This window comes from Mycobacterium paraense (genome assembly GCF_002101815.1).
GTDB lineage: Bacteria > Actinomycetota > Actinomycetes > Mycobacteriales > Mycobacteriaceae > Mycobacterium > Mycobacterium paraense.
Genome location: NZ_LQPM01000006.1, coordinates 333,534 through 358,273, shown reverse-complemented (window position 1 = coordinate 358,273; position 24,740 = coordinate 333,534). Strand labels below are relative to the sequence as shown.

At 70.2% G+C, this 24,740-nt stretch carries 24 protein-coding genes and 1 pseudogene; 8 read left to right on the top strand and 17 right to left on the bottom strand.

The annotated features are described in order from the left end of the window. Positions 1-16: 16 nt before the first annotated feature. Positions 17-1,009, top strand: a complete 993-nt coding sequence (locus AWB89_RS04950; RefSeq protein ID WP_085171970.1) for an alpha/beta fold hydrolase — start codon at positions 17-19, stop codon at positions 1,007-1,009. On the opposite strand, the gene AWB89_RS04945 is transcribed toward AWB89_RS04950, so the two are convergent. The 3 genes from AWB89_RS04945 to recO are packed head-to-tail and all read right to left on the bottom strand — an operon-like array spanning position 1,006 to position 3,108. Then, positions 1,006-1,434 (bottom strand): hypothetical protein, encoded by a 429-nt coding sequence (locus AWB89_RS04945; protein ID WP_085104162.1) that lies wholly within the window; start codon positions 1,432-1,434, stop codon positions 1,006-1,008. The genes AWB89_RS04950 and AWB89_RS04945 overlap by 4 nt on opposite strands. After that, positions 1,434-2,318, bottom strand: coding sequence for a decaprenyl diphosphate synthase (locus tag AWB89_RS04940; protein WP_085104164.1), 885 nt, complete (start codon positions 2,316-2,318; stop codon positions 1,434-1,436). The genes AWB89_RS04945 and AWB89_RS04940 overlap by 1 nt, the downstream gene beginning before the upstream one ends. Further along, entirely contained in the window at positions 2,311-3,108 is a 798-nt protein-coding gene (recO, locus tag AWB89_RS04935; RefSeq protein WP_085104237.1) for a DNA repair protein RecO, read from the bottom strand. Before recO ends, AWB89_RS04940 begins: the two co-directional genes overlap by 8 nt. Positions 3,109-3,169: 61 nt before the next feature. On the opposite strand from recO, the gene AWB89_RS04930 reads away from it, so the two are divergent. Next, positions 3,170-4,666: an amidase gene (locus AWB89_RS04930; RefSeq protein ID WP_085171968.1), complete on the top strand. Its 1,497-nt coding sequence runs from the start codon at positions 3,170-3,172 to the stop codon at positions 4,664-4,666. 58 nt (positions 4,667-4,724) lie between these two features. Beyond that, complete coding sequence (locus AWB89_RS04925; RefSeq protein ID WP_085171966.1) at positions 4,725-6,182, top strand: aminotransferase class I/II-fold pyridoxal phosphate-dependent enzyme; 1,458 nt, start codon at positions 4,725-4,727, stop codon at positions 6,180-6,182. A 7-nt stretch (positions 6,183-6,189) separates the two neighbouring features. On the opposite strand, the gene AWB89_RS04920 is transcribed toward AWB89_RS04925, so the two are convergent. From AWB89_RS04920 to AWB89_RS04895, 6 genes are all read right to left on the bottom strand, one after another. Beyond that, positions 6,190-6,972: an SDR family NAD(P)-dependent oxidoreductase gene (locus AWB89_RS04920; RefSeq protein ID WP_085104170.1), complete on the bottom strand. Its 783-nt coding sequence runs from the start codon at positions 6,970-6,972 to the stop codon at positions 6,190-6,192. 40 nt (positions 6,973-7,012) lie between these two features. After that, a complete protein-coding gene (gene era, locus AWB89_RS04915; protein ID WP_085171964.1) occupies positions 7,013-7,912 on the bottom strand; it encodes a GTPase Era in 900 nt (299 codons plus the stop codon). A 72-nt stretch (positions 7,913-7,984) separates the two neighbouring features. Beyond that, positions 7,985-9,271 (bottom strand): hemolysin family protein, encoded by a 1,287-nt coding sequence (locus AWB89_RS04910; protein ID WP_085171962.1) that lies wholly within the window; start codon positions 9,269-9,271, stop codon positions 7,985-7,987. Further along, on the bottom strand, positions 9,268-9,801 hold the full coding sequence (gene ybeY, locus AWB89_RS04905; protein WP_085104176.1) for an rRNA maturation RNase YbeY: 534 nt from the start codon (positions 9,799-9,801) through the stop codon (positions 9,268-9,270). Before ybeY ends, AWB89_RS04910 begins: the two co-directional genes overlap by 4 nt. Further along, positions 9,798-10,847, bottom strand: coding sequence for a PhoH family protein (locus tag AWB89_RS04900; RefSeq protein ID WP_085104178.1), 1,050 nt, complete (start codon positions 10,845-10,847; stop codon positions 9,798-9,800). Before AWB89_RS04900 ends, ybeY begins: the two co-directional genes overlap by 4 nt. Positions 10,848-10,933: 86 nt before the next feature. Further along, positions 10,934-11,548 carry a TetR/AcrR family transcriptional regulator gene (locus AWB89_RS04895; RefSeq protein WP_085171960.1) on the bottom strand — a complete coding sequence of 205 codons (615 nt, stop codon included), beginning with the start codon at positions 11,546-11,548 and terminating at the stop codon, positions 10,934-10,936. Positions 11,549-11,654: 106 nt separating this feature from the next. On the opposite strand from AWB89_RS04895, the gene AWB89_RS04890 reads away from it, so the two are divergent. Next, positions 11,655-12,398: a maleylpyruvate isomerase family mycothiol-dependent enzyme gene (locus AWB89_RS04890; protein WP_085171958.1), complete on the top strand. Its 744-nt coding sequence runs from the start codon at positions 11,655-11,657 to the stop codon at positions 12,396-12,398. Positions 12,399-12,416: 18 nt separating this feature from the next. On the opposite strand, the gene AWB89_RS04885 is transcribed toward AWB89_RS04890, so the two are convergent. The 3 genes from AWB89_RS04885 to hrcA are packed head-to-tail and all read right to left on the bottom strand — an operon-like array spanning position 12,417 to position 15,450. After that, the gene (locus AWB89_RS04885) at positions 12,417-13,187 is read right to left on the bottom strand and encodes a 16S rRNA (uracil(1498)-N(3))-methyltransferase (protein ID WP_085171956.1); all 771 of its coding nucleotides are present in this window, start codon (positions 13,185-13,187) and stop codon (positions 12,417-12,419) included. 18 nt (positions 13,188-13,205) lie between these two features. Further along, the gene (gene dnaJ / locus AWB89_RS04880; protein WP_085171954.1) at positions 13,206-14,348 is read right to left on the bottom strand and encodes a molecular chaperone DnaJ; all 1,143 of its coding nucleotides are present in this window, start codon (positions 14,346-14,348) and stop codon (positions 13,206-13,208) included. 58 nt (positions 14,349-14,406) lie between these two features. Next, the gene (gene hrcA, locus AWB89_RS04875; protein WP_085104189.1) at positions 14,407-15,450 is read right to left on the bottom strand and encodes a heat-inducible transcriptional repressor HrcA; all 1,044 of its coding nucleotides are present in this window, start codon (positions 15,448-15,450) and stop codon (positions 14,407-14,409) included. A gap of 94 nt (positions 15,451-15,544) precedes the next feature. On the opposite strand from hrcA, the pseudogene AWB89_RS27840 reads away from it, so the two are divergent. The 4 genes and pseudogenes from AWB89_RS27840 to AWB89_RS04855 all read left to right on the top strand — a co-directional run. Then, positions 15,545-15,772, top strand: a pseudogene (locus AWB89_RS27840) (2-isopropylmalate synthase); the annotation flags it as partial. 54 nt (positions 15,773-15,826) lie between these two features. Next, the gene (locus AWB89_RS04865; RefSeq protein WP_077103566.1) at positions 15,827-16,141 is read left to right on the top strand and encodes a type II toxin-antitoxin system VapB family antitoxin; all 315 of its coding nucleotides are present in this window, start codon (positions 15,827-15,829) and stop codon (positions 16,139-16,141) included. Between the two features lie 73 nt (positions 16,142-16,214). Further along, positions 16,215-16,811, top strand: a complete 597-nt coding sequence (locus tag AWB89_RS04860; RefSeq protein ID WP_085171952.1) for a carboxymuconolactone decarboxylase family protein — start codon at positions 16,215-16,217, stop codon at positions 16,809-16,811. After that, complete coding sequence (locus AWB89_RS04855) at positions 16,808-17,701, top strand: sigma-70 family RNA polymerase sigma factor (RefSeq protein ID WP_085171950.1); 894 nt, start codon at positions 16,808-16,810, stop codon at positions 17,699-17,701. Before AWB89_RS04860 ends, AWB89_RS04855 begins: the two co-directional genes overlap by 4 nt. Here the strand turns inward: AWB89_RS04855 and AWB89_RS04850 are convergent. The 5 genes from AWB89_RS04850 to AWB89_RS04830 form a co-directional block, all read right to left on the bottom strand. Then, the gene (locus AWB89_RS04850) at positions 17,695-18,195 is read right to left on the bottom strand and encodes an MTB12 family secreted protein (protein ID WP_085104195.1); all 501 of its coding nucleotides are present in this window, start codon (positions 18,193-18,195) and stop codon (positions 17,695-17,697) included. The genes AWB89_RS04855 and AWB89_RS04850 overlap by 7 nt on opposite strands. Positions 18,196-18,346: 151 nt before the next feature. Continuing rightward, entirely contained in the window at positions 18,347-18,826 is a 480-nt protein-coding gene (locus AWB89_RS04845) for an MTB12 family secreted protein (protein WP_085171948.1), read from the bottom strand. A gap of 90 nt (positions 18,827-18,916) precedes the next feature. Next, positions 18,917-19,141, bottom strand: coding sequence for an MbtH family protein (locus tag AWB89_RS04840; protein WP_085171946.1), 225 nt, complete (start codon positions 19,139-19,141; stop codon positions 18,917-18,919). Beyond that, the gene (gene mbtG, locus AWB89_RS04835) at positions 19,119-20,408 is read right to left on the bottom strand and encodes an NADPH-dependent L-lysine N(6)-monooxygenase MbtG (protein WP_085171944.1); all 1,290 of its coding nucleotides are present in this window, start codon (positions 20,406-20,408) and stop codon (positions 19,119-19,121) included. Before mbtG ends, AWB89_RS04840 begins: the two co-directional genes overlap by 23 nt. Further along, entirely contained in the window at positions 20,405-24,724 is a 4,320-nt protein-coding gene (locus AWB89_RS04830; RefSeq protein WP_085172016.1) for a non-ribosomal peptide synthetase, read from the bottom strand. The genes mbtG and AWB89_RS04830 overlap by 4 nt, the downstream gene beginning before the upstream one ends. Positions 24,725-24,740: the final 16 nt, after the last annotated feature.

The window sequence follows — 24,740 nt, the reverse complement described above, 5'->3', positions numbered from 1 at the left end:
GGGAAGTGAGCACACGATGCGCAAGGAACTATCGCCCCGTCTGCGGCCGGTCCGCGAGGTCGAGGCCCCGTCACTGCAATTCCGCACGATCCACGGGTACCGCCGTGCCTTCCGGATCGCGGGGTCGGGACCGGCCCTGCTGCTGATCCACGGCGTCGGCGACAACTCCAAGTCATGGGACACGGTGCACGCCAAGCTTGCGCAGCGGTTCACCGTCATCGCGCCGGACCTGCTGGGCCACGGCGAGTCCGACAAGCCGCACGCCGACTACTCCCTGCCGGCCTTCGCCAACGGCATGCGCGATTTGCTCGCCGTGCTCGGCATCGACCGCGTCACCGTCGTCGGGCATTCGTTCGGCGGCGGCGTCGCGATGCAATTCGCCTACCAATACCCCCAGCTGGTGGAGCGCATCGTGCTGGTGAGCGCCGGCGGCGTCGCGAAGGACGTGAGCCTGGCGTTGCGGTTGGCGGCGATGCCGCTGGGCGCCGAGGCGCTCGGCGTACTGCGCGCGCCCGGGGTGATGCCCACGATCCGGCGCGTCGGCCGCGCCGTGCAGTCCGCGCTGGGTTCCACCAGGTTCGGCCGCGATGCCGCCGAGGTCGTCGACCTGCTCGAGGGCTTCCTGGACCGCGACGGGCTGGCGGCGTTCGCGCGCACCCTGCGATCGGTGGTGGACGCGCGCGGTCAATACGTCACCATGCTGGACCGCAGCTATCTCGTGGAATCCGTTCCGGTGCAGATCATTTGGGGCGAGGACGATCTGATCATCCCGGTGGATCACGCGCACACCGCGCACGCCGCGATGCCCGGTTCCCGCATGGAGATCTTCGAGGACTCCGGACACATGCCGTTCCACGACCACCCCGACCGCTTCGTCGAGGTCATTGAGCGGTTCGTCGACTCGACCCGCCCGGCCGTTTACGACCCGAACACGATGCCGGCGCTGCTGCGCACCGGCGGCCGCGAGGAGACGCTCGAGGGCACGCCGACCCAGGCGGCGGTGTCCTAGCGGATCACCGAACGTCTTATCTCCGCGCCCGTGTCGAGCACCAGCAGGATCATGGTGCGCAGCGCGTCGTCGGTCAGGCCGCCGCCGGGAAAGTTGTAGCGCAGCATCACGTCCGCGGTCTTGGCCGCGGCCTTGCCGGAATTGCGTTGCACCGCCTTCTGATTGACCTTCTCGACCACCGTCACGCTGCCGAAGTTGCTGTCGTGCGCCTGCTTGGCGATCTGGTCGCTGATCTTCTTGGTCAGGGGCAGATCCCAGGCCAGGATCTGGGTCAGCGACACCAGGTCGAGGCCCTCGGCGATGTTGACCACCCGCAGCGAGGCCAGCGTGCCGTTGTGGCGCAGCGTCAGCGCGCCGTCGGGCTCCTCCTCGATCGGAAGGGCGTCCCGCAGTATCGAAGCCAGCCGCTCCTGCAGTGATGGCATCAGGCGCTCCCGAACCGTCGATTGCGGTCCGCGTACTCCTCGCAGGCCGCCCACAAGTCGCGGCGGTCGTAATCGGGCCACAGCTTGTCCTGAAAGATGTACTCCGCGTACGCCGCCTGCCACAACATGAAATTGCTGGACCGCTGCTCCCCCGACGTCCGCAGGAACAGGTCCACGTCGGGGATGTCGGGCCGCTGCATGTGCCGCGAGATCGTCGACTCGCTGATCCGGTCGGGCTTCAGCCTGCCCGCCTCCACCAAACGGGCTATCTCCCTTGCGGATTCGGTGATCTCGGCGCGGCCGCCGTAGTTCACGCAGTAATTGACGGTGATGACGTCGTTGCCGTCCGTCATCGCCTCGGCGATCGCCAATTCGTTGATCACGCTGCGCCACAGGCGGGGCCGCGAACCGACCCACCGGATCCGCACCCCGATCGTGTTGAGGTTGACCCGGCGCATGCGCACCACGTCGCGGTTGAATCCCATCAGGAAGCGGACCTCCTCGGGCGAACGCTTCCAGTTCTCGGTGGAAAACGCGTAAAGGCTCAACCACTTGATCCCGATTTCGATTGCGCCGCAGACGATGTCGATGACGACCGCCTCGCCCGCCCGATGGCCGTCGGTCCGGCTGAGACCGCGCTGGGTGGCCCAGCGGCCGTTGCCGTCCATCACAATGGCCACATGATTGGGCAATCGGTCGGCCGGAATCCGCGGCGCGGCCGCCTTGGAGGTGTGCTGCGGGGGGCGGCGCGGGCCGCCGCCGGGCGACGGCGGCAGCTCCGGGAAGGCGACGGGCCAGGTCGATTTGTCGGGAAAGACCGGGTAGTCGTCGGGCGCGGGGGGCAGCTGCGGGAAGTCGGTCGACTTCGGCTTGCGCTCAGCCACAGGCAGTATCCTGCCCGATCAGCGCTGCGCGCCGTTCGGCGATGGTGCGGTCGACCTGGTATGTCCGCTCTACCAGCGGCAACGTTTTGAGCTGCCGTTCCAGATGCCACTGCAAGTGCGCGGCCACCAGCCCGCTGACGTAGCCGCGGTGCGATTGCGGCGACGCCTCGGCGGCCTCCCAGTCCCCGTCGTGCAGCGCGGCCATCAGATCCAGCACACCCGGCGGCGGGGTGGTCGAGCCGGCCGGGCGGCAGTGCGGGCAGACGCTGCCCCCGGCGGCGACGTGAAACGCCCGATGCGGGCCGGGTGTGGCGCACCGGGCGCACTCGGACAGCGCGGGCGCCCATCCGGCGATTCCCATGGCGCGCAGCAGGTAGGCGTCCAGCAACAGGTCACGCGGCCGGCGTCCCTCGGCCACCGCGCGCAGCGCGCCCACCGTGAGCCGGTGCAGCGCCGGGGCGGGCGCCCGCTCCTCGCCGGCGAGGCGTTCGGCGGTTTCCAGCATCGCGCACCCGCAGGTGTACCGGCCGTAGTCGCTGACGATGTCGGTAGCGAACGCGTCGATGGAGACGACCTGGGTGACGATGTCGAGATTGCGGCCGGGGTGCAGCTGCGCGTCGATGTGGGCAAACGGCTCCAGCCGGGCACCGAATTTGCTGCGGGTGCGGCGCACGCCCTTGGCCACCGCGCGGACCAGGCCATGGTCGCGGGTCAGCAGGGTGACGATCCGGTCGGCTTCGCCGAGCTTGTGCTGGCGCAACACCACAGCTCGGTCTCGATATAGCCGCATCACCATAGTTTTGCACCCCGCCGCGACAATGCGGGTATCCGCGCCGTTAGTCTCGTACCCCGTGATCGGCGCTTCCGGGGCGGGCACCGGGTCCATTTCCGGATCCGGCGGTCAGCGCTTGCCTACACTGACTGACCTGCTATATCAGCTGGCCAGCCGCTCAGTGACGTCCACCACACTCGTGAGCCGTTCGCTGCACGCCATCCATTCCAGCCAGCCGACGCTGAACGCCTTCCGGGTGGTGCTGACCGAGTCGGCGCTGGCCGACGCGGCGGAGGCCGACCGGCGACGCGCCGCCGGGGACACCGCGCCGTTGCTGGGCATCCCGATCGCGGTCAAGGACGACGTCGACGTCGCCGGAGTGCCCACCGCCTTCGGCACCCAGGGGTACGTCGCGCCCGCGACCCAGGACGCCGAGGTGGTGCGCCGCCTGAAGGCTGCCGGCGCCGTGATCGTCGGCAAGACGAACACCTGCGAGCTGGGGCAATGGCCGTTCACCAGCGGGCCGGGCTTCGGCCACACCCGCAATCCCTGGTCGCGGCGGCACACCCCGGGCGGATCGTCGGGCGGTAGTGCGGCCGCCGTGGCGGCGGGCCTGGTCACCGCCGCCATCGGCTCCGACGGCGCCGGCAGCGTGCGCATCCCCGCGGCCTGGACGCACCTGGTCGGCATCAAGCCGCAGCGCGGCCGCATCTCCACCTGGCCGCTGCCCGAGGCGTTCAACGGCATCACGGTCAACGGCGTGCTGGCCCGCACCGTGGCCGACGCGGCGCTGGTGCTCGACGCCGCGTCAGGCAACGTCGAGGGCGACCGGCACAAGCCGCCCCCGATCACGGCGTCCGACTATGTCGGCAAGGCGCCCGGCCCGCTGAACATCGCGCTGTCGACCCGGTTCCCGTACAACGGTTTTCGGACCAAGCTGCACCCCGAGATCCTCGCGGCGACGCGGGCGATGGGCAAGCAACTCGAGCTGCTCGGGCACAAGGTGGTGCCCGGCAATCCCGACTACGGACTTCGGTTGTCGTGGAACTTCCTGGCCCGGTCCACCGCGGGCCTGCGGGATTGGGAGGAGCGGCTGGGCGACGGCGTGATCCTGGACCCCCGCACCGTGTCCAACCTGCGCCTCGGCCAGGTGCTCGGGCAGGCGATTCTGCGCAGCGCGCGCCGCCACGAGGCGGCCGACCAGCGCCGGGTCGGCTCCATCTTCGACATCGTCGACGTGGTGCTGGCCCCGACCACCGCCGAGCCGCCGCCGTTGGCGCGCGCGTTCGACCGGTTGGGCAGCTTCGGCACCGACCGCGCCATGATCGCCGCGTGCCCGTTGACCTGGCCGTGGAACCTGCTGGGGTGGCCTTCGATCAACGTGCCAGCGGGATTTACCTCCGAGGGTTTGCCGATCGGCGTGCAGCTGATGGGGCCAGCAAACAGTGAGGGCCTGCTGATCTCGCTGGCCGCCGAGTTGGAGGCCGTCTGCGGCTGGTCCACCAGGCAGCCGCCGGTGTGGTGGCACGCCGGTGCCGACACCCCGCCTGCCGGGGCGCCGCCGTCGCGTATGTGAGCCGCCGCGGCCGCGAGGCCGCGCTCTTAGCCCGCGACAACGCGGGTATCCCCATTGCATGGACCAATCTGACGCTCCCCTGCTGAATGCGGTCGCCGACTATCGGGAAAAGAACCGGTACGGGTTCACCCCACCGGGGCACCGGCAGGGCCGCGGGGCCGACAACCGGGTGCTGGCGGTGCTGGGCCGGGAACCGTTCCTCGATGACGTGCTGGCCAGCGGCGGGCTCGATGACCGCCGGACCAGCAACGGATACCTCAAGCACGCGGAGGACCTGATGGCGGACGCCGTGGGGGCCGACATCGCATGGTTTTCCACCTGCGGCAGCTCCCTGTCGGTGAAGGCCGCGATGATGGCCGTGGCCGGCGGCGACGGCAGCCTGCTGGTGAGCCGCGACAGCCACAAGTCCGTGGTGGCGGGCCTGATCTTCTCCGGCGTGCAGCCCCGTTGGATCACACCCCGCTGGGACGCCGAACGCCATTTCTCCCATCCGCCCTCCCCCGAGCAGGTCGAGGAGGCGTGGGCCAAGCACCCCGACGCCGCCGGCGCGCTCGTCGTGAGCCCCAGCCCTTACGGCACCTGCGCCGACATCGCCGGGATCGCCGAGGTGTGCCACGCGCGCGGCAAGCCGTTGATCATCGACGAGGCGTGGGGCGCTCATCTGCCCTTCCACGAGGACCTGCCGACCTGGGCGATGGACGCCGGCGCGGACATCTGCGTGGTCAGCGTGCACAAGATGGGCGCCGGTTTCGAACAAGGCTCGGTGTTCCACCTGCAGGGCGACCGGATCGACCAGGATCGCCTGTCGGCCTGCGCGGATCTGCTGATGACCACCAGCCCCAGCGTCCTGGTCTACGCCGCGATCGACGGCTGGCGCCGGCAGATGGTCGAGCACGGTCACGACTTGCTCGGTGCCGCATTGGATTTGGCGCACGAGCTGCGCCAGGACATCGAACTGATCCCGGACGTGGAGGTGCTGGACGACGAGCTGCTCGGGGTGGAGGCGTCCCACGACCTGGACCGGATGCAGGTGATGATGGACGTGTCGGCGACGGGCACCTCTGGATATCAGGCCGCCGACTGGCTGCGCTCGCACGCCCACATCGATATCGGGATGAGCGACCACCGCCGCATTTTGGCGACCCTGTCCATGGCCGACGACAAGACCACCGCCGGACGCCTCACCCAGGCGCTCGCCGAATGGCGCAGGGCCGCCAGCGATTTCGACCCTCCGCCGCGGATCGACCTGCCGTCACCCGAGGAACTGCAATTGGACAACGTGTGCCCGCCGCGCGACGCGTTCTTCGGGCGCTCCGAGGCGGTGCCCACCGACCGGGCCGCGGGGCGGATCTCCGCCGAACAGGTCACCCCCTATCCCCCCGGCATCCCCGCCGTCGTGCCCGGCGAGCGCCTCAACGACGCCGTGCTGGACTACCTGTGTTCCGGGGTGAAGGCGGGGATGAACGTTCCCGACGCGGCCGACCCGTCGCTGCAGACGATCCGGGTGCTGGCTTAGCCCGCTATCAGCCCCGCGGCATCGACATGACCCGGTTGCCAACGGCTTTGAGCTGATCGGGCAGCACGCGGTTCGCCATGCCCATCGCCTTGACCAGGACCGATCCCGCGACCACCTTCTGGTCGCCGCGCATCAAGGCCTCGAAGCCCTGCCGCGCGACCTTGGCGGGATCGTCCTTGGGGCCCTTGCCCATCAGCGAGTCGACCATTTTGGCGCGCCCGAAGAAGTTGGTGTCCGTCGGCCCGGGCATCAGAGCCGTGACAGTGATTGACGTGTCGCGCAATTCGTCACGAAGCGCCTCGGCGAACGACTGGACGAAGGACTTCGACGCGTTGTACACCGGCTGATAGGAGCCCGGCATCTGAGACGCGATGGACGACGTGAACAGCACTTTGCCCGTGTCGCGGTTGGCCATGTCGCGCAGCACCAGCTTGGCCAGATGCACCGTCGAGCGCACGTTGAGGTCGACGATGCTGAGGTCGTCGGCGAGCTCGCTCTTGAGGAACATCTCGCCGCGCCCGATGCCCGCATTGAGTGCCGCTGCGGCCAGCACGCGGTCGCCCTCGATCGTGCTCTGGTAGAGGTGCTCCACCCCTTCCGGGGTGCGCAGGTCCACCTGCACCGGCTGCACGGCGGCGCTCCACTGGGAAAGCTTTTCCGGCACGTCTTTGATGGCATCGTCTTCGGCGGCCACGACGAGGTCAAAGCCGTGCTGGGCGAACTGCTTGGCCAGTTCCAGCCCGATGCCGCTGGACGCGCCGGTCACGAGGGCTAACTGTGGTTGCGTCATACGCGACGGCTACCCGCTGCGAGCCGGAGAAAACCTTCTCCTAAAAGCCAAGCCGACCAAGCTGTTTGGGGTCGCTCTGCCAGTTCTTGGCGACCTTGACGCGCAGGTCGAGATAGACCTTGGTGCCCAGCAACTTCTCGATCTGGGCGCGGGCGGCGGTCCCCACTTCCCTCAGCCGCGCGCCGCCCTTGCCGATGACGATGCCCTTTTGGCTGTCCCGCTCGACGTAGAGGATCGCGTGCACGTCGATCAGGTCATCGCGGTCCTCGCGCGGATTGACCTCGTCGATCACCACCGCCAGCGAATGGGGCAGCTCGTCGCGGACCCCCTCGAGGGCGGCCTCGCGGATGAGCTCGGCCATCAGGACCTCTTCGGGCTCGTCGGTCAGCTCACCGTCGGGGTAGTAGGCCGGGCCGGCGGGCAGCGCCGCGGCCAGCACGTCGATCAGGATGTCGACCTGCGCGCCGGTCACCGCCGAGACCGGCACGATTTCGGCCGAGTCGCCGACCAGCTCGCTGACGGCGACCAGCTGCGCGGCCACCCGGTCTTTGGGCACCTTGTCGATCTTGGTGACGACGGCCACCAGCGCGGTCTTGGGAGCGACCGCGCGTATCTGCTCGACGATCCATCTGTCGCCCGGGCCGATCGGCTCGTCGGCCGGGATGCACAGCCCGATCACGTCGACCTCGGCGTAGGTGTCGCGGACCAGTTCGTTGAGCCTCTTGCCCAGCAGGGTCCGCGGCCGGTGCAGGCCGGGGGTGTCGACGAGGATGATCTGAAAATCCGGGCGGTGCACGATGCCGCGGATGGTGTGCCGGGTGGTCTGGGGCCGCGTCGAGGTGATCGCCACCTTCGTGCCGACCAGCGCGTTGGTCAGCGTGGACTTGCCGGTATTCGGCCGGCCCACCAGGCACACGAAACCCGAACGGAATTCAGTCATGGCTTCCCAACGCCGAGCGTGCACTCATGGCGAATTTCTGCGTCATTTTTCGCCGTGAGTGCACGTTCGGCGTCATCGCAGGTCCCCGTCGGTTTCCGCCGGGCTCACCAGAACGGTGTTGATCCGCACCCGGCCCCGGTGATCGGGGCCGCCCTCGGCGCGCAGGCGCAGCCCATGCGAGACCACCTCGGCCCCGGGCAGCGGCACTCGGCCCAATTCCAGGGCAACCAGGCCGCCGACGGTGTCGACGTCGAGGTCGTCGTCGAATTCGACGTCGTACAGTTCGCCGACATCTTCGATCGGCAGTCGCGCCGACACCCGGAATCGCTTGTCGCCCAACTCTTCTACGGGGGCGGTTTCCGCCTGGTCGTACTCGTCGGCGATCTCCCCGACAATCTCTTCCAGCACGTCCTCGATGCTGACCAGGCCGGCTATCGCGCCGTACTCGTCGACCAGCAGGGCCATGTGGTTGCGGTCGCGCTGCATCTCGCGCAGCAACGCGTCCAGCGGCTTGGAGTCCGGCACGAAGACCGCCGGGCGCATGACCTGCGACACCTTGGTGTCCCGGCCCCGATCGGGCGAGGAGAACGTCTGCTGGACAAGGTCTTTCAGGTAGACCACCCCGACGACGTCGTCGACGTTCTCGCCGATCACCGGAATCCGGGAGTGACCGCTGCGCACGGCCAGGTTCGTCGCCTGGCTGGCGGTTTTGTCGCTTTCGATCCAGATCATCTCGGTGCGCGGCACCATCACCTCACGGGCCGGGGTGTCACCGAGCTCGAAGACCGACTCGATCATCCGGCGCTCGTCGGCGGCCACCACGCCGCGCTGCTGGGCCAAGTCGACGACCTCGCGCAGTTCGATCTCGGAGGCGAACGGCCCGTTCCGCAGCCCCCGGCCGGGGGTGAGGGCGTTGCCCAGCACCACCAGCAACCGGCTCACCGGCATCAACAACCACGAAATCACCCGCAGCGGAAGGGCGGTCACCAAGGAAATCGAATAGGCGTGCTGGCGACCGAGCGTGCGCGGGCCGACGCCGATGACGACGAAGCTCGTCACCACCATGATGGTGGCCGCGCCGAACAGCCCCCACCTGATGCCCCAGTTGTCATAGAGGAACACCACCAACAAGACGGTCGCGGTGATCTCGCAGATGATGCGCAGCAGCACCATCAGGTTGATGTAGCGGGGCCGCTCGCTCATCACCGTGAACAGCGACACCGCGCCCGGCCGCTCCTCGCGCACCAATTCCTGCACCCGCGCCAGCGACACCGTGCTGATGGCGGCGTCGATCGCCGCGAAAAGCCCGCCCAGAGCGATCAGCGCGATCGCGCCCAGCAGCTGGGAAACGCCGGTCAATTGTCGAAATACCTTGACTTGTCCAGCAACCGGCGGTCGCGCTCCTCTTGGCGGTCTTTCTGGTAAACCTCGACCTGTTCGGCGACCCATTCCTCGAGCAGCCGGTCCTGAAGGGCGAACATCTCTTTTTCCTCGGCCGGCTCGCCGTGGTCGTAGCCGAGCAGGTGCAGCACGCCGTGAATTGTCAACAGCGCCAACTCATGTCCGAGGCTGTGGCCCGCCGCGGCCGCCTGTTCGGCGGCGAACTCCGGGCACAGCACGATGTCGCCCAGCATCGCGGGTCCCGGCTCGGGCGCGTCGGGGCGGCCGCCGGGCTCGAGCTCATCCATCGGGAAGCTCATCACGTCCGTCGGTCCCGGCAGGTCCATCCAGCGCATGTGCAGGTCGGCCATCGCCGCGGTGTCCAGCAGCACCATCGACAGCTCGGCGCTCGGGTTGACGTCCATCCGCGCGATCACGAACTTCGCGACGCTGACCAACTCCACCTCGGACACGTCGATGCCCGACTCGTTGGAGACCTCGATGCTCATCGGCGGCCGCGGCCGCCCGAGGCCCGCCGGGCCGCCCGGTTCATCCCCGAGCCCGGCTCCTCGTAGCGGGCATAGGCTTCGACGATCTCCGAGACCAGCCGGTGGCGCACCACGTCGACGCTGGTCAGCTCCGCGATGCAGATGTCGTCGACGCTATCGAGGATGTCGACCGCCGAGCGCAGGCCCGATCGTGCGCCGCCGGGCAGATCGATCTGCGTCATGTCCCCGGTGACGACCATCTTCGATCCGAAGCCCAGCCGGGTGAGGAACATCTTCATTTGTTCGGCGGTGGTGTTCTGGGCTTCGTCGAGGACGATGAACGCCGAATTCAAGCTTCTCCCACGCATGTATGCCAGCGGCGCCACCTCGATGACCCCGGCCGACATCAGCTTCGGGATCAGTTCGGCGTCCATCATGTCGTACAGCGCGTCGTACAGCGGCCGCAGGTACGGGTCGATCTTCTCGCTCAGCGTGCCGGGCAGAAACCCAAGGCGCTCACCGGCTTCCACCGCCGGCCGGGTCAGGATGATCCGGCTGACCTGCTTGGTCTGCAGCGCGTGGACGGCCTTGGCCATGGCCAGGTACGTCTTGCCGGTGCCCGCGGGGCCGACGCCGAAGACGATGGTGTGGGCGTCGATGGCGTCGACATAGCGCTTCTGGTTGAGCGTCTTGGGCCTGATCGTGTTGCCGCGCCAAGACAAGACGTCCAGCGTGAGGACCTCGGCCGGGGATTCGTTGCCGGTGCCGACCAGCATGGCGACGCTGTGGCGCACCACCTCCGGCGTCAACGGCTGGCCGCCCGCGACGATGGCGATCAGCTCGGAGACCGCCCGCTCGGCCAGCGCGACGTCGGCGGGCTCGCCGGAGATCGTGACGGCATTGCCGCGCACGTGTAGGTCGGCGCTCAGCGTGCGTTCGAGGGCGCGCAGGTTTTCGTCGGCGGAGCCGAGCAGGCCCACAACGAGGTCGGGCGGAACATTGATGCTGCTGCGAACTTGGGCAGAGCCCGAAGGTGCGCCGGCAGCGCTAGTTTCGCGGGGCGTCACGTGGTTTCCGATACCTGCTTCCTCGGCTTGTCAGGGGTTTGCTCAGCTGACTCAGTCTACGCCGGGGGCACCCGATGGTCAGCCTTCTAGTCACCGTCGCCTGCGGTAAGGGCCCGGATCAACCGATCGATGACCGCGCCGGCTTCCCGGCGTGCCATGTCATGGTCGTCCGCCCTCGCCACGTAGAGGGTCGCCTCACGCATGGCGCCAAGCATCGTCAGCGCGGTCGCGTCGACCGGTTGCGGCGGGATGCGCCCGCTTTCGATGGCGCTGGAGAGCAGCGTCCGCACCAACCCGATGTTGTAGCGGTTGCCGATCTCGGTCCACCGCGTCCAACCGAGCACCGCCGGCGCGTCCACCAGCGCGATGCGCTGGATTTCGGGATCGGAGCAGGCGTCCAGCCAGAAGGCGGCGCCCAACCGCATGACCTCTATGGGATCGGTTTCGCCGGTCGCCGCGATGGCCTCGCCCATCCGGGCGGCGACCTCCGCCTCGACCTGCTCGAAGACCGTCGCGAACAGCTCGGTCTTGTCGGCGAAGTGATGGTAGAGCGCGCCGCGGGTCACGCCCGCCGATCGCACGATCGCCTCCAGGGCCACCTCCGAGAAACCGTGGGCCGCGAACAAGGGCCGCGCCGCGGTCACCAGCGCCTCCCGTGTCTCCGCGGAGCGCTCCGCCTGGGTGCGGCGATCGTCGGTCAAATCGGTTGCCTTTCATACATACTGTATGTAGGTTCATACATACTGTATGAATCTCGCTCTCAAGATAGCAGCGGGACGGCCCCACCACGGAAAGGGACACGGTGCGATGAGTTCAGCGATACAGGCCGTCGAGGCGGACCGGGCGGCGCTGCTGGCGATTTTTCCGCTCCTCGAAGAATCCGCCTGGGCGCAGGCGAGCGGATGCCCGGGCTGGTCGGTGCGGGACGTCGTGTCCCACATGGCGTGCAGTTTCTGGCTGGCCGTCGACCCGTCGCGGCTGCCCGATCCCGCCGGACTGCCCGCCGAGCGGGCGGCCGACCTCTACGTCGAGTCGCGCCGCTCCATGAGCTCGCGGGAAATCGCCGACGATTACGAGTCGGTCAGCCTGAAGGGCCTCGAGGTCCTTGCCGCGGCGGACGGCCAGGACTTCGAGGTGCCGCTCGGGGATGTCGGGACCTATCCCGCGTCGGCGATACCGGCGGCGTTCGCCTTCGAGCATTACGTACACATCAGGCACGACCTGTTGCAGCCGCATGGCCCGCTGCGGGCCGAGCCGCCGGCCTCCGACGGATCGCGGCTGGAGCCGACCGTCGACTGGATCGAGGCAGCGCTGCCCCAGCAGAACGCCGCCCTGCTCGGGCGCATCGACGGCGCGGTGGAGGTTCGCCTGACCGGAGGTTGCGCGCGCACGCTGCGCTTCGGGGACGGGGACGTCACGGCCCAGATCACTTCCGACGCCGACGCATTCGTGCGATGGGTCAGTCAACGCGGAACGTGGGAAGCCCTCGGGGTGCAAGCGGAAGGGGACCGAGCGAACCTCGAGATCGTGCGTCAGCTCAGCGTTTTCTGACGCGGCGCCGCCGAGGCCTCACTGGCCGCCGTCCAAGCCGGCGGCGTCCCAGCGCGGCGTGAGCACGCCGAGCGCGCCCAGCGCCACCGCGGCGGCGGTCGACGTCCTCAGCACCTGAGGGCCCAGCCGGACCGCCACCGCGCCCGCCGCGGTCAACGCGTCGATCTCGTCGGGGGCGATGCCGCCCTCGGGCCCGATCACCAGCAGGACCGAATCCGCTTGGCCGACATGGTGATCCGCGAGCCGGTCGGTCGCCGACTCGTGCAGGGCCAGCACCGCCGACCCGGCCGCGACGTCGTCGCGCACCCGGTGGATCAGGGCCGCGGTGGACAGCACGCCCTCGACGGGCGGGATGTGCGCCCGGCGGGACTGCCGGGCCGCCGAGCGGGCGACGGCGCGCCACCGGCGCAGGCCCTTGTCCACACGGGCGCCCTCCCAGTGGGCCACGCAGCGGGCGGCCTGCCAGGCCAGGAACCCGTCGGCGCCGGCTTCGGTGGCCAACTCGATCGCCAACTCCGAGCGGTCGGACTTCGGCAGCGCCTGCACCACCGTCACCGCAGGGCGACCGGGCTCGACGCTCCAGCGCTCCAGCACCCGCGCCCGCAGCCCGTCGCGCCCGGCGTGCTCGACCTCGCATCGGGCGAGGCCGCCGGCGCCGTCGCCGAGCACCAGCCGCTCGCCGGGGCGGATCCGGCGGACCGTGGCGGCGTGGAAGCCCTCGTCGCCGTCGACGACCGCCAGCGCGCCGGTGTCGGGTAGTGCGTCAACGTAGAACAGCGTCGCCACCATGTGCGGGGCCCCGGCGACTTAGCGCCCGGTGAAGGTCTCGCGCAGCCGGCTGAACAGTCCGCCGCCGGCGTGGGTGGAGCGGACCTCGGCCACCTCACGGCTGCGGCGGTTCTTCAGCTCGCGCAGCAGTTCGGTGTCGTGGTGGTCGAGGCGGGTGGGCACCACGACCTCGACGTGGACGTGCAGGTTGCCCCGGGCGCCCGAACGCAGGTGCGGCATCCCGTGGCCGCGCAGCGTGATGATCGAACCCGGCTGTGTGCCAGGCGGAATGGTGATCTCGCTCTGACCGTCCAGGATGGCGTCGACGGTGACGGTCACGCCCAGCGCCGCGTCGACCATCGGCACCGAAACCGTGCAGTGCAGGTCGTCGCCCTCGCGGACGAAGATGTCGTGGGCCTGCTCGTGCACCTCGACGTACAGGTCACCGGCCGGCCCTCCCCCGGGCCCGACCTCGCCCTGGGCCGCCAGGCGGACGCGCATGCCGTCGCCGACACCGGCGGGAATCTTGACGCTGATCTCCCGGCGCGCGCGCACCCGCCCGTCGCCCATGCACTGGTGGCACGGGTCGGGGATGACGACGCCGACGCCGCGGCAGGTGGGGCACGGCCGGGACGTCATCATTTGGCCGAGCAGTGAGCGCTGCACGGTCTGCACCTCGCCGCGGCCGCCGCAGGTGTCGCAGGGGACGGGGACCGAGTCGCCGTTGGTGCCCTTGCCCTGGCACCGGTCACACAGCACCGCGGTGTCGACGGTGACCTGCTTGGTCACGCCGGTCGCGCACTCCTCGAGGTCCAGCCGCATCCGCAGCAGCGAGTCCGAACCGGGCCGGACGCGGCCGATGGGGCCGCGGGAGGCCCCGCCCCCGCTGAAGCCGCCGCCGAAGAAGGCCTCGAACACGTCGCCCAGGTTCCCGAAGCCGCCGAACCCGCCGCCGGCGGCGGCGTTCTCCAGCGGGTCCCCGCCCAGGTCGACGATGCGGCGCTTCTCCGGGTCGCTCAGCACCTCGTAGGCGACGCTGATTTCCTTGAACTTCGCCTGCGCGGCCTCGTCGGGGTTGACGTCGGGATGCAGCTCGCGCGCCAACTTGCGGTACGCGCGCTTGATCTCCGCATCGCTGGCGTTTCTGCTCACGCCGAGCAGCCCGTAATAGTCGCGTGCCACGCCCTGACCTTCCTTGTGCCGCCGTTATGCGGCCGTCAACAAACACCGGGGTGCGCGGTCATCGGGCACCCAGAACTTCGCCGATATAAAGAGCAACCGCTGCCACGCTGGCGATAGTTCCCGGATAGTCCATCCGGGTGGGGCCCAGCACACCCATACCGCCGTACACGGTATCGGAGGTGCCGTAGGCGGTGGTCACCATCGAGGTGCCCGCCATCTGCTCGACGGCGGTCTCGTGCCCGATACGGACCGTCACCTTGCCCGCTTCCTGCTGGGCCGCCAGCAACCGCAGCACCACCACCTGCTCCTCGAGGGCCTCCAGGATGGACCGCAGCGAACCCCCGAAATCCGCGGCGTTGCGGGTCAAGTTGGCGGTGCCGCCCATCAGCAGGCGCTCCTCGGTGTGCTCCACCAACGACTCCAGCAGCACCGTCGCCGAGCGGCCCACGGCGTCGCTGAGGTTGTTGGCCAGCCCGCTGCGCCCGTGCAGCTCACCGGCGAGGTCGGCGACGGCGGTGGACGCCGCCGCGAGCTTCTTGCCGACCAGGGCCTGGCCCAGCATCTCGCGCAGCTGGGACAGCTGATGGTCGTCGATGACGTCGCCGAGTTCGACGATGCGCTGGTCCACCCGGCCGGAGTCGGTGATGACCACCATCAGCAGCCGGGCCGGCGTCAGCCCGATCACCTCCAGGTGCCGAACGGTCGACGTCGACAGCGTCGGATACTGCACCACCGCCACCTGGCGGGTCAGTTGCGCCAACAGCCGCACGGCGCGGCGCAGCACGTCGTCGAGGTCGACGCCGGACTCCAGAAAGCTCTGGATCGCGCTCCGCTCGGCCGACGACAACGGCTTGACGTCGGCCAGCCGGTCCACGAACTCGCGGTAGCCCTTCTCGGTGGGCACCCGCCCGGAGCTGGTGTGCGGCTGGGTGATGTAGCCCTCGGCCTCCAGCACCGCCATGTCGTTGCGCACGGTGGCCGACGACACGCCCAGGTTGTGGCGCTCCACCAACGACTTGGAACCGATGGGTTCCTGGGTGGAGACGAAGTCGGCGACGATGGCACGCAGTACCTCGAAGCGGCGCTCCTCGGCGCTTCCCATCGGCTCCCACCTCCTTGATCGCGTCCATTTTACGGTGTGACGAGGCCCTGCCCGCCATTCGCGCGGTCTGGGGTGACTCGTCGGGAGCATGCCGTCAGTGGCGATCGCGAGCGCGGCGGAGCCGGGCGAAGCGGGTCGCCACCAGCAGCGCCAGTGGCGATCGCGAGCGCGGCGGAGCCGGGCGAAGCGGGTCGCCACCATCAGCGCCTGTGGCGATCGCGAGCGCGGCGGAGCCGGGCGAAGCGGGTCGCCGCCATCAGCGCCAGTGGCGATCGCGAGCGCGGCGGAGCCGGGCGAAGCGGGTCGCCACCAGGCCGACTAGCCTGTCCCCCATGTACTCGTCGGGCCCGGGGGATGCGTCAGAGACGATCCGCCAATGATTTTCAAGGGCGTGCGCGACGGCAAGCCGTACCCCGAGCACGGGCTGTCCTATAAGGATTGGTCCCAGATACCGCCGCAGCAGATCCGGCTGGACGAATTGGTCACGACCACAACCGTGCTGGCGCTGGACCGGCTGCTGTCGGAGGACTCCACCTTCTACGGCGATCTTTTCCCGCATGCGGTGCGGTGGCGGGGCATCACCTATCTCGAGGACGGCCTGCACCGCGCGGTGCGCGCGGCGCTGCGGAACCGCACCGTGCTGCACGCGCGGGTGTTCGACATGGACATGCCGCTGAGCCAGCAGACGTAATTTTTCTGGCGCGGTCACATTTCTGCGTCGCCGGGTGTCGACGTAGAAAGGACCACGTTCAAGGAGGACCGTCATGCCTCGCATTCAAGGAGTCTCCGACCGCGACGCCGGCCTCGGCGCCAAGATCGCCTTCTTCTTCACCAAGCGCAAGCTGGCGCAGATGGCCGGGCTGGAAACCGCGGGGATGCTCGAACCGCTGCGGATGTATGCGCACATCCCCCGATTGCTCAGCGCCTACGGCAAGCTCGAGCAGGCGGAGTCGAAGCTGGATGTGCTGAGCCCCCGCCACCGCGCGCTGGCGGAGCTGAAGTCGGCGACCACGGTGCGCTGCGAGTACTGCATCGACCTGGGTTCGCAGATCGCGCGCCAGTGGGGACTGACCGACGAGGAACTGCTGGCGATGTCCGATTACCGGCACGCGTCGTGCTTCTCCGAGCTGGACAAGCTGATCCTCGAGTACGCCACCGCGATGAGCCGCACCCCGGTCGAGGTGAGCGATGAGCTCTTCGACGCGCTGCGCGCCCACTTCGACGCCGCCCAGCTCGTCGCGCTGACCCACGTCATCACGCTGGGCAACATGCGCGCCCGGTTCAACATCGCGCTCGGCATCGGATCGTCCGGCTTCTCCGGTGGCCGGGTGTGCGCGCTACCCGAAAAGGACCGCGCGTGACGAGGCCGGACCAGCCGCAGGCCGCGCTGGCCGCGCGTTTCGAGGCGGCGCGGCCCCGGCTGGGCGCCATCGCCTATCGCATGCTGGGCTCGGTCGACGACGCGCAGGACGCCGTGCAGGAGGCGTGGCTGCGGCTCAGCGGCGCCGGCCAGGACATCGCGAACGTCGACGCCTGGCTGACCACGGTGGTGGCCCACATCTGCCTGAACACCCTGCGCGACCGCCACGGACGCGGGCGGGAGGAGCCGGTGGGGCACCTGCCGGACCCGATCGTCGACGCCGACGGGGAATTCGACCCCGAACACCGGGCGATGCTGGCCGACGCGGTGGGGATGGCGCTGTTCGTGGTGCTGGACACGCTGCCGCCCGCCGAGCGACTGGCCTTCGTCCTGCACGACGTGTTCGCCGTCCCCTTCGACGAGATCGCACCCATCGTCGAGCGCACCCCGGAGGCGACGCGCAAGCTGGCCAGCCGGGCGCGCCGGCGCATCGAGCGCGCCGACCCGGCCCCCGACGGGGGCGTCGCCGCGCAACGCGAGGCCGTCGACGCCTTCTTCGCCGCGGGCCGCGCGGGCGAATTCGACCGGCTGGTGTCGGTCCTGCATCCCGACGTCGTGCTGCGCGGCGACTTCGGCCGCGGCGCCGCGCCGTTCCGCGCGGAGGGCGCGGCCGCGGTGGCCAAACTCGCCCGGGGCTACGCGGCTCCGGAGCGCGAGGTGCGCCCCGCCATCGTCAACGGCGCCGCCGGCGCGGTCGTGTTCGTCGACGGGCGGCCCACGGCGATCATGGGATTCGTCGTGCGCGACGGGCGGGTGGCGGCCATCGATGTGCTGGCCGACCCCGACCGGATCGCCAAACTAGACCTGCGCGGCGTGCGCGCCGATCACTGACCGGCGGCCTGCAGCAACTCCATCGCCGAGGAGCGCGACAGCACCCAGCCGCCCTGGTTCACGAACGTGACGTTCTGGGTGACCGGCGACGTGAGCTTGGGACCCGAGACCGCCACGTCGGCCGTCGCGGACCCGGCCGCGGCCGGCTGCACGTTGGTGACGTTGAACGCCAGCGGCAGGTCGCCGTTCTTGGCGGCCTTCTGCAGCTTCTTGTCGGCGACGTGTGCCTCGAGGCCGCTGATGCCGCCTTCGACCAGGTTGCTCTTGTTCGCGAAGGGAACGCTCGGGTCGGCCAGGCTGGTCAGCAGGCCGGTCAGCTGATCGGCCGTCGGCACGTTCACCGCCTGCGGCGGATCCTGCGGCACCGGCGCGCCGACGGCGATCAGCCGCACCGAGGCCGACTCGGGCGCCACGACGGACGTGATTCCGGCCGCCGCTCCCCCGATGATGGCCAGCGCTGCCGCGCCGCCGGCGAAGAATTTGACGGTCTTCATGGTGGTCCCCCCTCAGGTGGGCACGCGTCGACGGACGGTGCCGGTGTGCGTCTTTCCACTTCTCTTTCGCATCTGCGCACCGTGACGTTACGACCACGCGATGTGAGCGGCCTGTGCGCCCACTGTGGGGTGCACAGGCTGCCCGGATTCGCTAGTTCGTCGCCGACGCGGCCTGGATGAGGGCGATCGCGGCGTCGTGCTGCAAGATCCAGTTGCCGCCCTGGTTGACGAAAGCGAGGTGCTTCTCGACCGGTCCGGCGAACCTCGGGCCGGAGATGGCGACGTCGGCCTGGGCCATGTTCGGTCCGGCCGGCGCAATGTTCGTCACGGCGAACGTCTCCGGGAAGTTGCCGTTGCGGTACGCCTTGCGCAGGTCGTGGTCGGCGACGTGGCCCTCGTCGGGGGCGATGCCGTTCTCGACCAGGTTGGTCTTGGTCGTGTACGACACACCGGGATCGGTGGCCTGGTTGCACAGGTTGGCCAACTGGTCCGGGGTCGGCAGCCCCGGCGCCGGCGGCGGATCCTGTGGCAACGGCGCCGCGGCGACGGGAGCGACGGACGTCACGCCGACGGCCGCTGCGCCCAGCGCTATCGCGCTGATGGCCAAGGATTTCAAGGGTTTCGTTCTCATGGTCAGGTCCTCCCCCTGGTGAGTTTGAGATGTGATTCTGCCCCCACCGCCCGCAGTTCTCGGTCTCGGACGGGTCACGGTACGGGCACGCTACGGCGCTGAGTCGGCCGCCATGGCCTCCCGCAGGGCCTTCGGCCGCAGGTCGGCCCAGTTCTCGTCGACGTAGTCCAGGCACGCCGACCGGCTCGCTTCGCCGTACGCCACGCGCCAGCCGGCCGGGACGTCGGCGAACGCCGGCCACAGGCTGTGCTGCTCCTCGGCGTTGACCAGCACGTAGAACGCGCCGCCGTCGTCATCGAAGGGGTTGGTGCTCATCGCTTCTCCTGATTGTTTTCTGCTTGACGGACAGTGCGGGCGAGCCCAGGACCCGGTCGGACAGCAGCCCCAGGCAGCTCAGGTTGGGGAAGCCGGGGCCCTGGGTGAGCCCGGACAGGTTGGGCAGGAACAGCTTTGGGGCGACATCGGTGACGGCCAGGTCGTAGCCGATCGCCTCCTGCAGGCCGTCGGCGGTGAGCGGGCCGCCCAGGCCGAGCTCGAGCAGGTCGAGCGCGTCCTGGCTGAACAGCGAGGTGAACCACAGCGGGTCGGCGCCGGAGCCGTCGATGACCAGATCGAAACCGTGCACGGTCTCGAGGTTTTCGCTGCCACGGTTGGTGGACAGGGTCAACCGGATCTGGCCGTCGCGGCCCACCGCGTGGGCCACCCGGCCGCGCAGGTGGCGGATCCGGTCATCGGACAGCAGCGCTTCCTGCACGTTGGCCGAGAACACCCCGCGGTCGGTGCGGGCCAGCGCGTCGCGGCGTTCGTCGAGGGTCAGCGCGGTCCAGTCGGTGGGATCGGAGAACAGCGAGTTCTCGAAGAAGCCCTCGCCGCGGGTGAACAGCGTCACCTGGGGCGAGATGACGGTGATCGTTGAAACCCGGTGCCGGAACAGCTCGTTGAGCATCGACGCGGCCGTCTCGCCGCCGCCGATCACCGCCACCCGCTCGGCGCTGATCCGGTCGTCGCCCGCGGCGCGGTCCCAGAATTGGGCGATCGACAGCATCCGCGGGTTGCCGGGCAGCAGCGACTTCTCGGCCTGCCCGGGGCCGGTGATCATCAAAGCTTCTGCGCGCACGGTGGTTTCGTGGGTCTGCAGCGCCCAGCGGTAACCGTCGACGGCGAGCCTTTCGACCTCGCCGTGCACCACGTCCAGGCCGACCTGGTCGGCCACCCAACCCAGGTACTGGCTCCACCGGCGATGCGTGGGCGCCGGCCGGCCGCGGTCGATCCATTCGGCGAACGACGCGGTGGCGATGAGGTAGGACTGCCAGCTGTAGCGGGTCATCCGCTCGTCGAGTTCGGCGTTGCGGCGCTGCACGAGCGCCGAGCGGTAGGGGAACCCGACGTCCTTTTCCGGGCTGGTGCCCAGCCGGTGCGCCCCATCGGTCCAGCCGCCGCTGGCCTGCCAGTTGCCCCCGACGCCGATGCGTTCGACCGCGACCACGTCGGGCACCTCGACGCCCATGTCGCGCAGCGCCGATGCCTTGGCCGCGACGGCGACCGCCTTGGCTCCGGCGCCCAGGATCGCAAGCGTGCTCATGTCGCCACCTTCCGGAGGTTGTCCGTCCACAGTTGTTGCAGCGCGGCCATATCGGCGTCGTCGAGGATGTCGGGCAGCGCGCGCCATTGGGTGGCCAGCATCCGCCGCTCCCCGACGGTGAGCACGACGGCGAGGATGGTGAGCTCGTGGCGCACCGCGAGGTCGGGCTCGGGCACCGGTGACACATCGGCGATCAGCCCGCGGTCGAGGCGCAGTGCGGTGCCGCCGATCGCGTGGGCGGCGCCGAGGTAGTTCAGCAGCAGCTGCGGCCCCGGGAAGCCGGCGAGCCGCGCGGCGGTGTCGGCGCGCAGGTAGCGCAGCAGCCCGTAGTCGATTCCGTCGCCGGGGATCTGGGCGAGCTGTTCGGCGACGGGGCGCGCCGGATCGACCCGCATCGGGTAGATGGAGCTGAGCAGCCCGACCGTGTCGCCGGTGTCGATCGCGGGTGCGCCCGGCTCGTCCAGCAGAGCGTCGGCGCGGCCGTGGGTTTCCAGCGCGAGCAGGGGCGGCGGCGTGGCCTGGCCCCGTGCCCGCCGCCAGTCCGTCAGCATCGCGGCGGTCGCGGCCACGAGCAGATTGGGCAGGGGCGCTGGGGAATTCAGCAGGCGGGCGCTCACGTCGGCGTCGACGACGGCGGTGCGGACGACCAGGTCGCGGGCGAGGTCCCGGCCCGGCCGGAGTCGCCGGGCGCCGATGTCGGGATCGTCGCCCTCGAGCTGGGCGCGCCAGAAGCCGACGGTGTCGAGGCGGCGGGCCCGCTCGGCGAGCGCCGCGGCCCAGCGCCGGTAGCTGGTGTGCTCGCGCACCGGCGCGGGTGGGCGGCCGGCGGCCAAAGCCCTGAGGGCGGCGTCCAATTCGCCGAGCACCACTCGCCACGACGCCGGGTCCATCGCCAGCACGTGGGCCGCCAGCAGCAGTACGCTTGCGCCGCTCGGCGGCCGTAGCCACACGGCGGCCAGCAGGGTTCCCCGCTCCGGGTCGAGTCGCTCGACGGCGGCGGCCGCCTGCGCGGTGACCGCCGCGTGCAGGTCCTCGACGTCGACCTCCGTGAGGATGTCGGCGGTCGGGGCTTCCACCAGCGTCATGGCGGCCCGGTCGAGCCGGGTGCGCAGCACCTCGTGGCCCTCGACGATGAGGTCTAGCGCGGCGCGCAGGTGTTCGCGCGTGACGGCGTCGGGCAGCCGGATGGCTTCGGTTTGCGCGAGCCGGCGCGGTTCGCCGTACTCGTAGAGCCAATGCGCGTTGGGTAACACCGGAATTGGGCCGGTCGCCTCGGGCGGCGCGAGCTGTTCGGCGTCGTCGTCGATCGCCGCGGCCAGCTCGCGAATGGTCTCGCACTCCATCATCAGCCGGGCCCGCAGCGGCACGCCGCGCCGGCGGGCGGCCTGGACGACGGAGAGGGCCACGATGCTGTCCACGCCGATCTCCAGAAAGCCGGCGCTGACGTCGACGTCGGCGATTTCCAGCACGTCGGTGAACGCGTCGGCCAGCGCCACCTCGGTCGGCGTCTCGGGCGCGACGGCGCTCTCAGGCGCGAGACCGGTTGCCGCCAGGGCATTTTCGTCGATCTTGCCGTGCGGTGTCAGCGGCAACTCGTCGAGAACGACGATGTGGTGGGGCACCAGGTAGCGCGGCAGCCGCTTGAGCAGCATCGAACGCAAGTCGGCGGCGGCGGGCGGAGGGGGGCCGCCCGCCACGTACGCCGTGAGCCGCGGGCCGTTGGCGTGGTTGCGGGCGGTCACGTGGGCGGCGCGCACCCCGTCGTGCGCGGTGAGCGCCGCGACGATCTCACCGGGCTCGACGCGGAAGCCGCGGATCTTGAGCTGATCGTCGCTGCGCCCGAGGAACTCCAGGCCACCATCGGGCATGCGGCGCACCACATCTCCGGTGCGGTACATCCGGCCACCGCGGCCGTGCGGGTCGGCGACGAAGCGCGCGGCGGTCTCGGCCGCGCGCCCGAGGTAACCGCGGGTCAGCTGGTCGCCGGCCAGGTACAGCTCCCCGGCGGCGCCGTCCGGCACCGGCCGCAACCAGGAGTCCAGCACGTAGGCGCGGGTGGTGCGGGTCGGGCGCCCGATGGTCGGTCGCGCGTGCTCGTCGATGGCGGCGACGACGGCCTCGACCGTGGTTTCGGTGGGCCCGTAGCAGTTGAAGGCGGTCATGGCCGTGCGGGCGCATTCCCGTTGGATCGCGTGCCAGGCCGCGCCGCCCAGCGCTTCGCCACCGAGCGCGAGGACCGCCAGGGGCACCCGACGCAGCAGCCCGGCGGCGTGCAGCTGGGCGAACATCGACGGCGTGGTGTCGATCATGTCCAGGCCGAACCGGTCGATCGCCGCGACCAGCGCCTCGGCGTCGCGTTGGCTTTCGCCGTCGATGATGTGGACCGCATGGCCGTCGAGCAACGCCGCCAACGGCTGCCACGCGGCGTCGAAGGTGAAGGACCAGGCGTGGGCGACGCGCAGCGGTCGCCCGAGTCGCGCGGCGGCCGGTCGCAGCACGCGCTCGATGTGGTCGTCGGCGTAGGCCGACAGCGCCCGGTGGGTTCCGACGACCCCCTTGGGCGCGCCGGTGGTGCCCGAGGTGAACACCGCGTAGGCCGCGTGGTCCGGCGGCACCGTGGCCGCCCGGTAGCCGGCCGGCGCAGGGTTTTCGGTGGCAACGGCGAACCGTTTCTCGTCGATCACGACCGGCGCCGACGTCTGGCGCAGGATGTCGGCCACCCGGTCGTCGGGCATCGCCGGATCCAGCGGCACGATGGTTCCGCCGGCCTTGAGGATTCCCAGCATCGCGGCGACGTAGCCGGGACCCCGGCGCATCATGATCGCGACCGGGGTCTCGCCGCCCCCGCCCTCCCGGGTCAGGGCGGCGGCCAGCCGGTCGGCGAGCGCGTCGAGTTCGGCGTAGGTCAGCTTGCCGGCGGCCCAGCTGACCGCCACCGAATCGGGTTGCGCCGCGGCGATTTCGGCGAACCGGATGTGCACCGCGTCCGGGCTCGCGGTTGTCGCCGGCGGGATCGGGCGGTGCTCGCCGTCGAGCAGGATGTCGACCTCGCGCAGCGGCCGGTCCCAGTTGTCCACCAACCGCTGCAGCGTCGCCAGCACCCGCCCGCCCAGGCCCTCGGGCGCCATCGGGCCCAGCGCGCCGTCGAGCACCTCCACCAGCGCGGTGAGCTCACCCCCACCCAGGTGCACGGCAATGGTCACCGGGAAGTGCGACACGCTCTCCAACGTCGCCGGGCGGAACGTCACCCCGTTCGCCGCGAATTCCGTGGCGCCGACCACGGCGCCGGGAGGGAAGTTCTCGTACACCAACAGGCTGTCGAACATCTCGCCGATGCCACCAAGGGAGCGCAACTCGGCGTGCCCCAGGTAGCTGTGGTCGCGCAACGCGGCGGATTCCCGTTGCAGGGCAGCGCATTGCGCCCCCACCGACTTGCGGGGATCAAGGCGCACCCGCAGCGGCACGGTGTTGATGAACAGGCCGACCATCGTCTCCACGCCCGACAGTTCGTCGGGCCGGCCGGACACCGTCACCCCGAAGGTCACATCGCTGCGGCCGGTCAGCACCGAAAGTATTGCCGCCCAGGCCATTTGCACCAGGGTGTTGAGGGTGACGCCGCGCGCGCGGGCGGCCTCGACCAGCGCGGCGGTGGCGTCCCGGTCGAGGCGCAGAGTGGTGCGCCGCGGGATGCCCGCCTGCGGCGGGATGGCGGTCAGGGCCGGCGACAGCAGGGTCGGCCCGTCGAGGCCGGCCAGGTGCTGGGCCCACAGCGCCCGGCTGGCCGCCTGGTCCCGGGCGGCCAGCCAGCCGATGTAGTCGCGATACGGCCGCGGCGACGGCGGCAGCGCGGCGCTGTCGCCGCCGGCGCGGTACAGGGCGAGCAGTTCGGAAACGAACAGCGGCAGCGACCACCCGTCGATCACGAGGTGATGCGCGACGATCACCAGATGCCAACGCTGATCCGGTAATTCGATGAGCAGAAACCGGATCAGCGGCCCGCGGTCCAGGTCGAAGCGGCGTCCGCGCTCTTCGGCCTCCAGGGCCTCGATGTCGTCGGGCGCGGCCCGGACCTGCCGCCAGGGCACCTCGACGGCGCTCGGGATGACCTGCACGGGGCGGCTGAGGTTGCCGTGCACGAAGCTCGCCCGCAGGTTCGGGTGGCGGGCCAGCATCGTCGCGGCGCAGTCGCGCAGCAGGGAGACGTCCAGCGGACCCGTCACGTCGGCGGCCATCGCGATGACATACGGGTCGCTGGCGCCGGGATCGGTCAGGGTCGCCATCGCGAACAGCCCCTGCTGCAGGGGGCTCAGCGCCATCACGTCCTCGATGGCC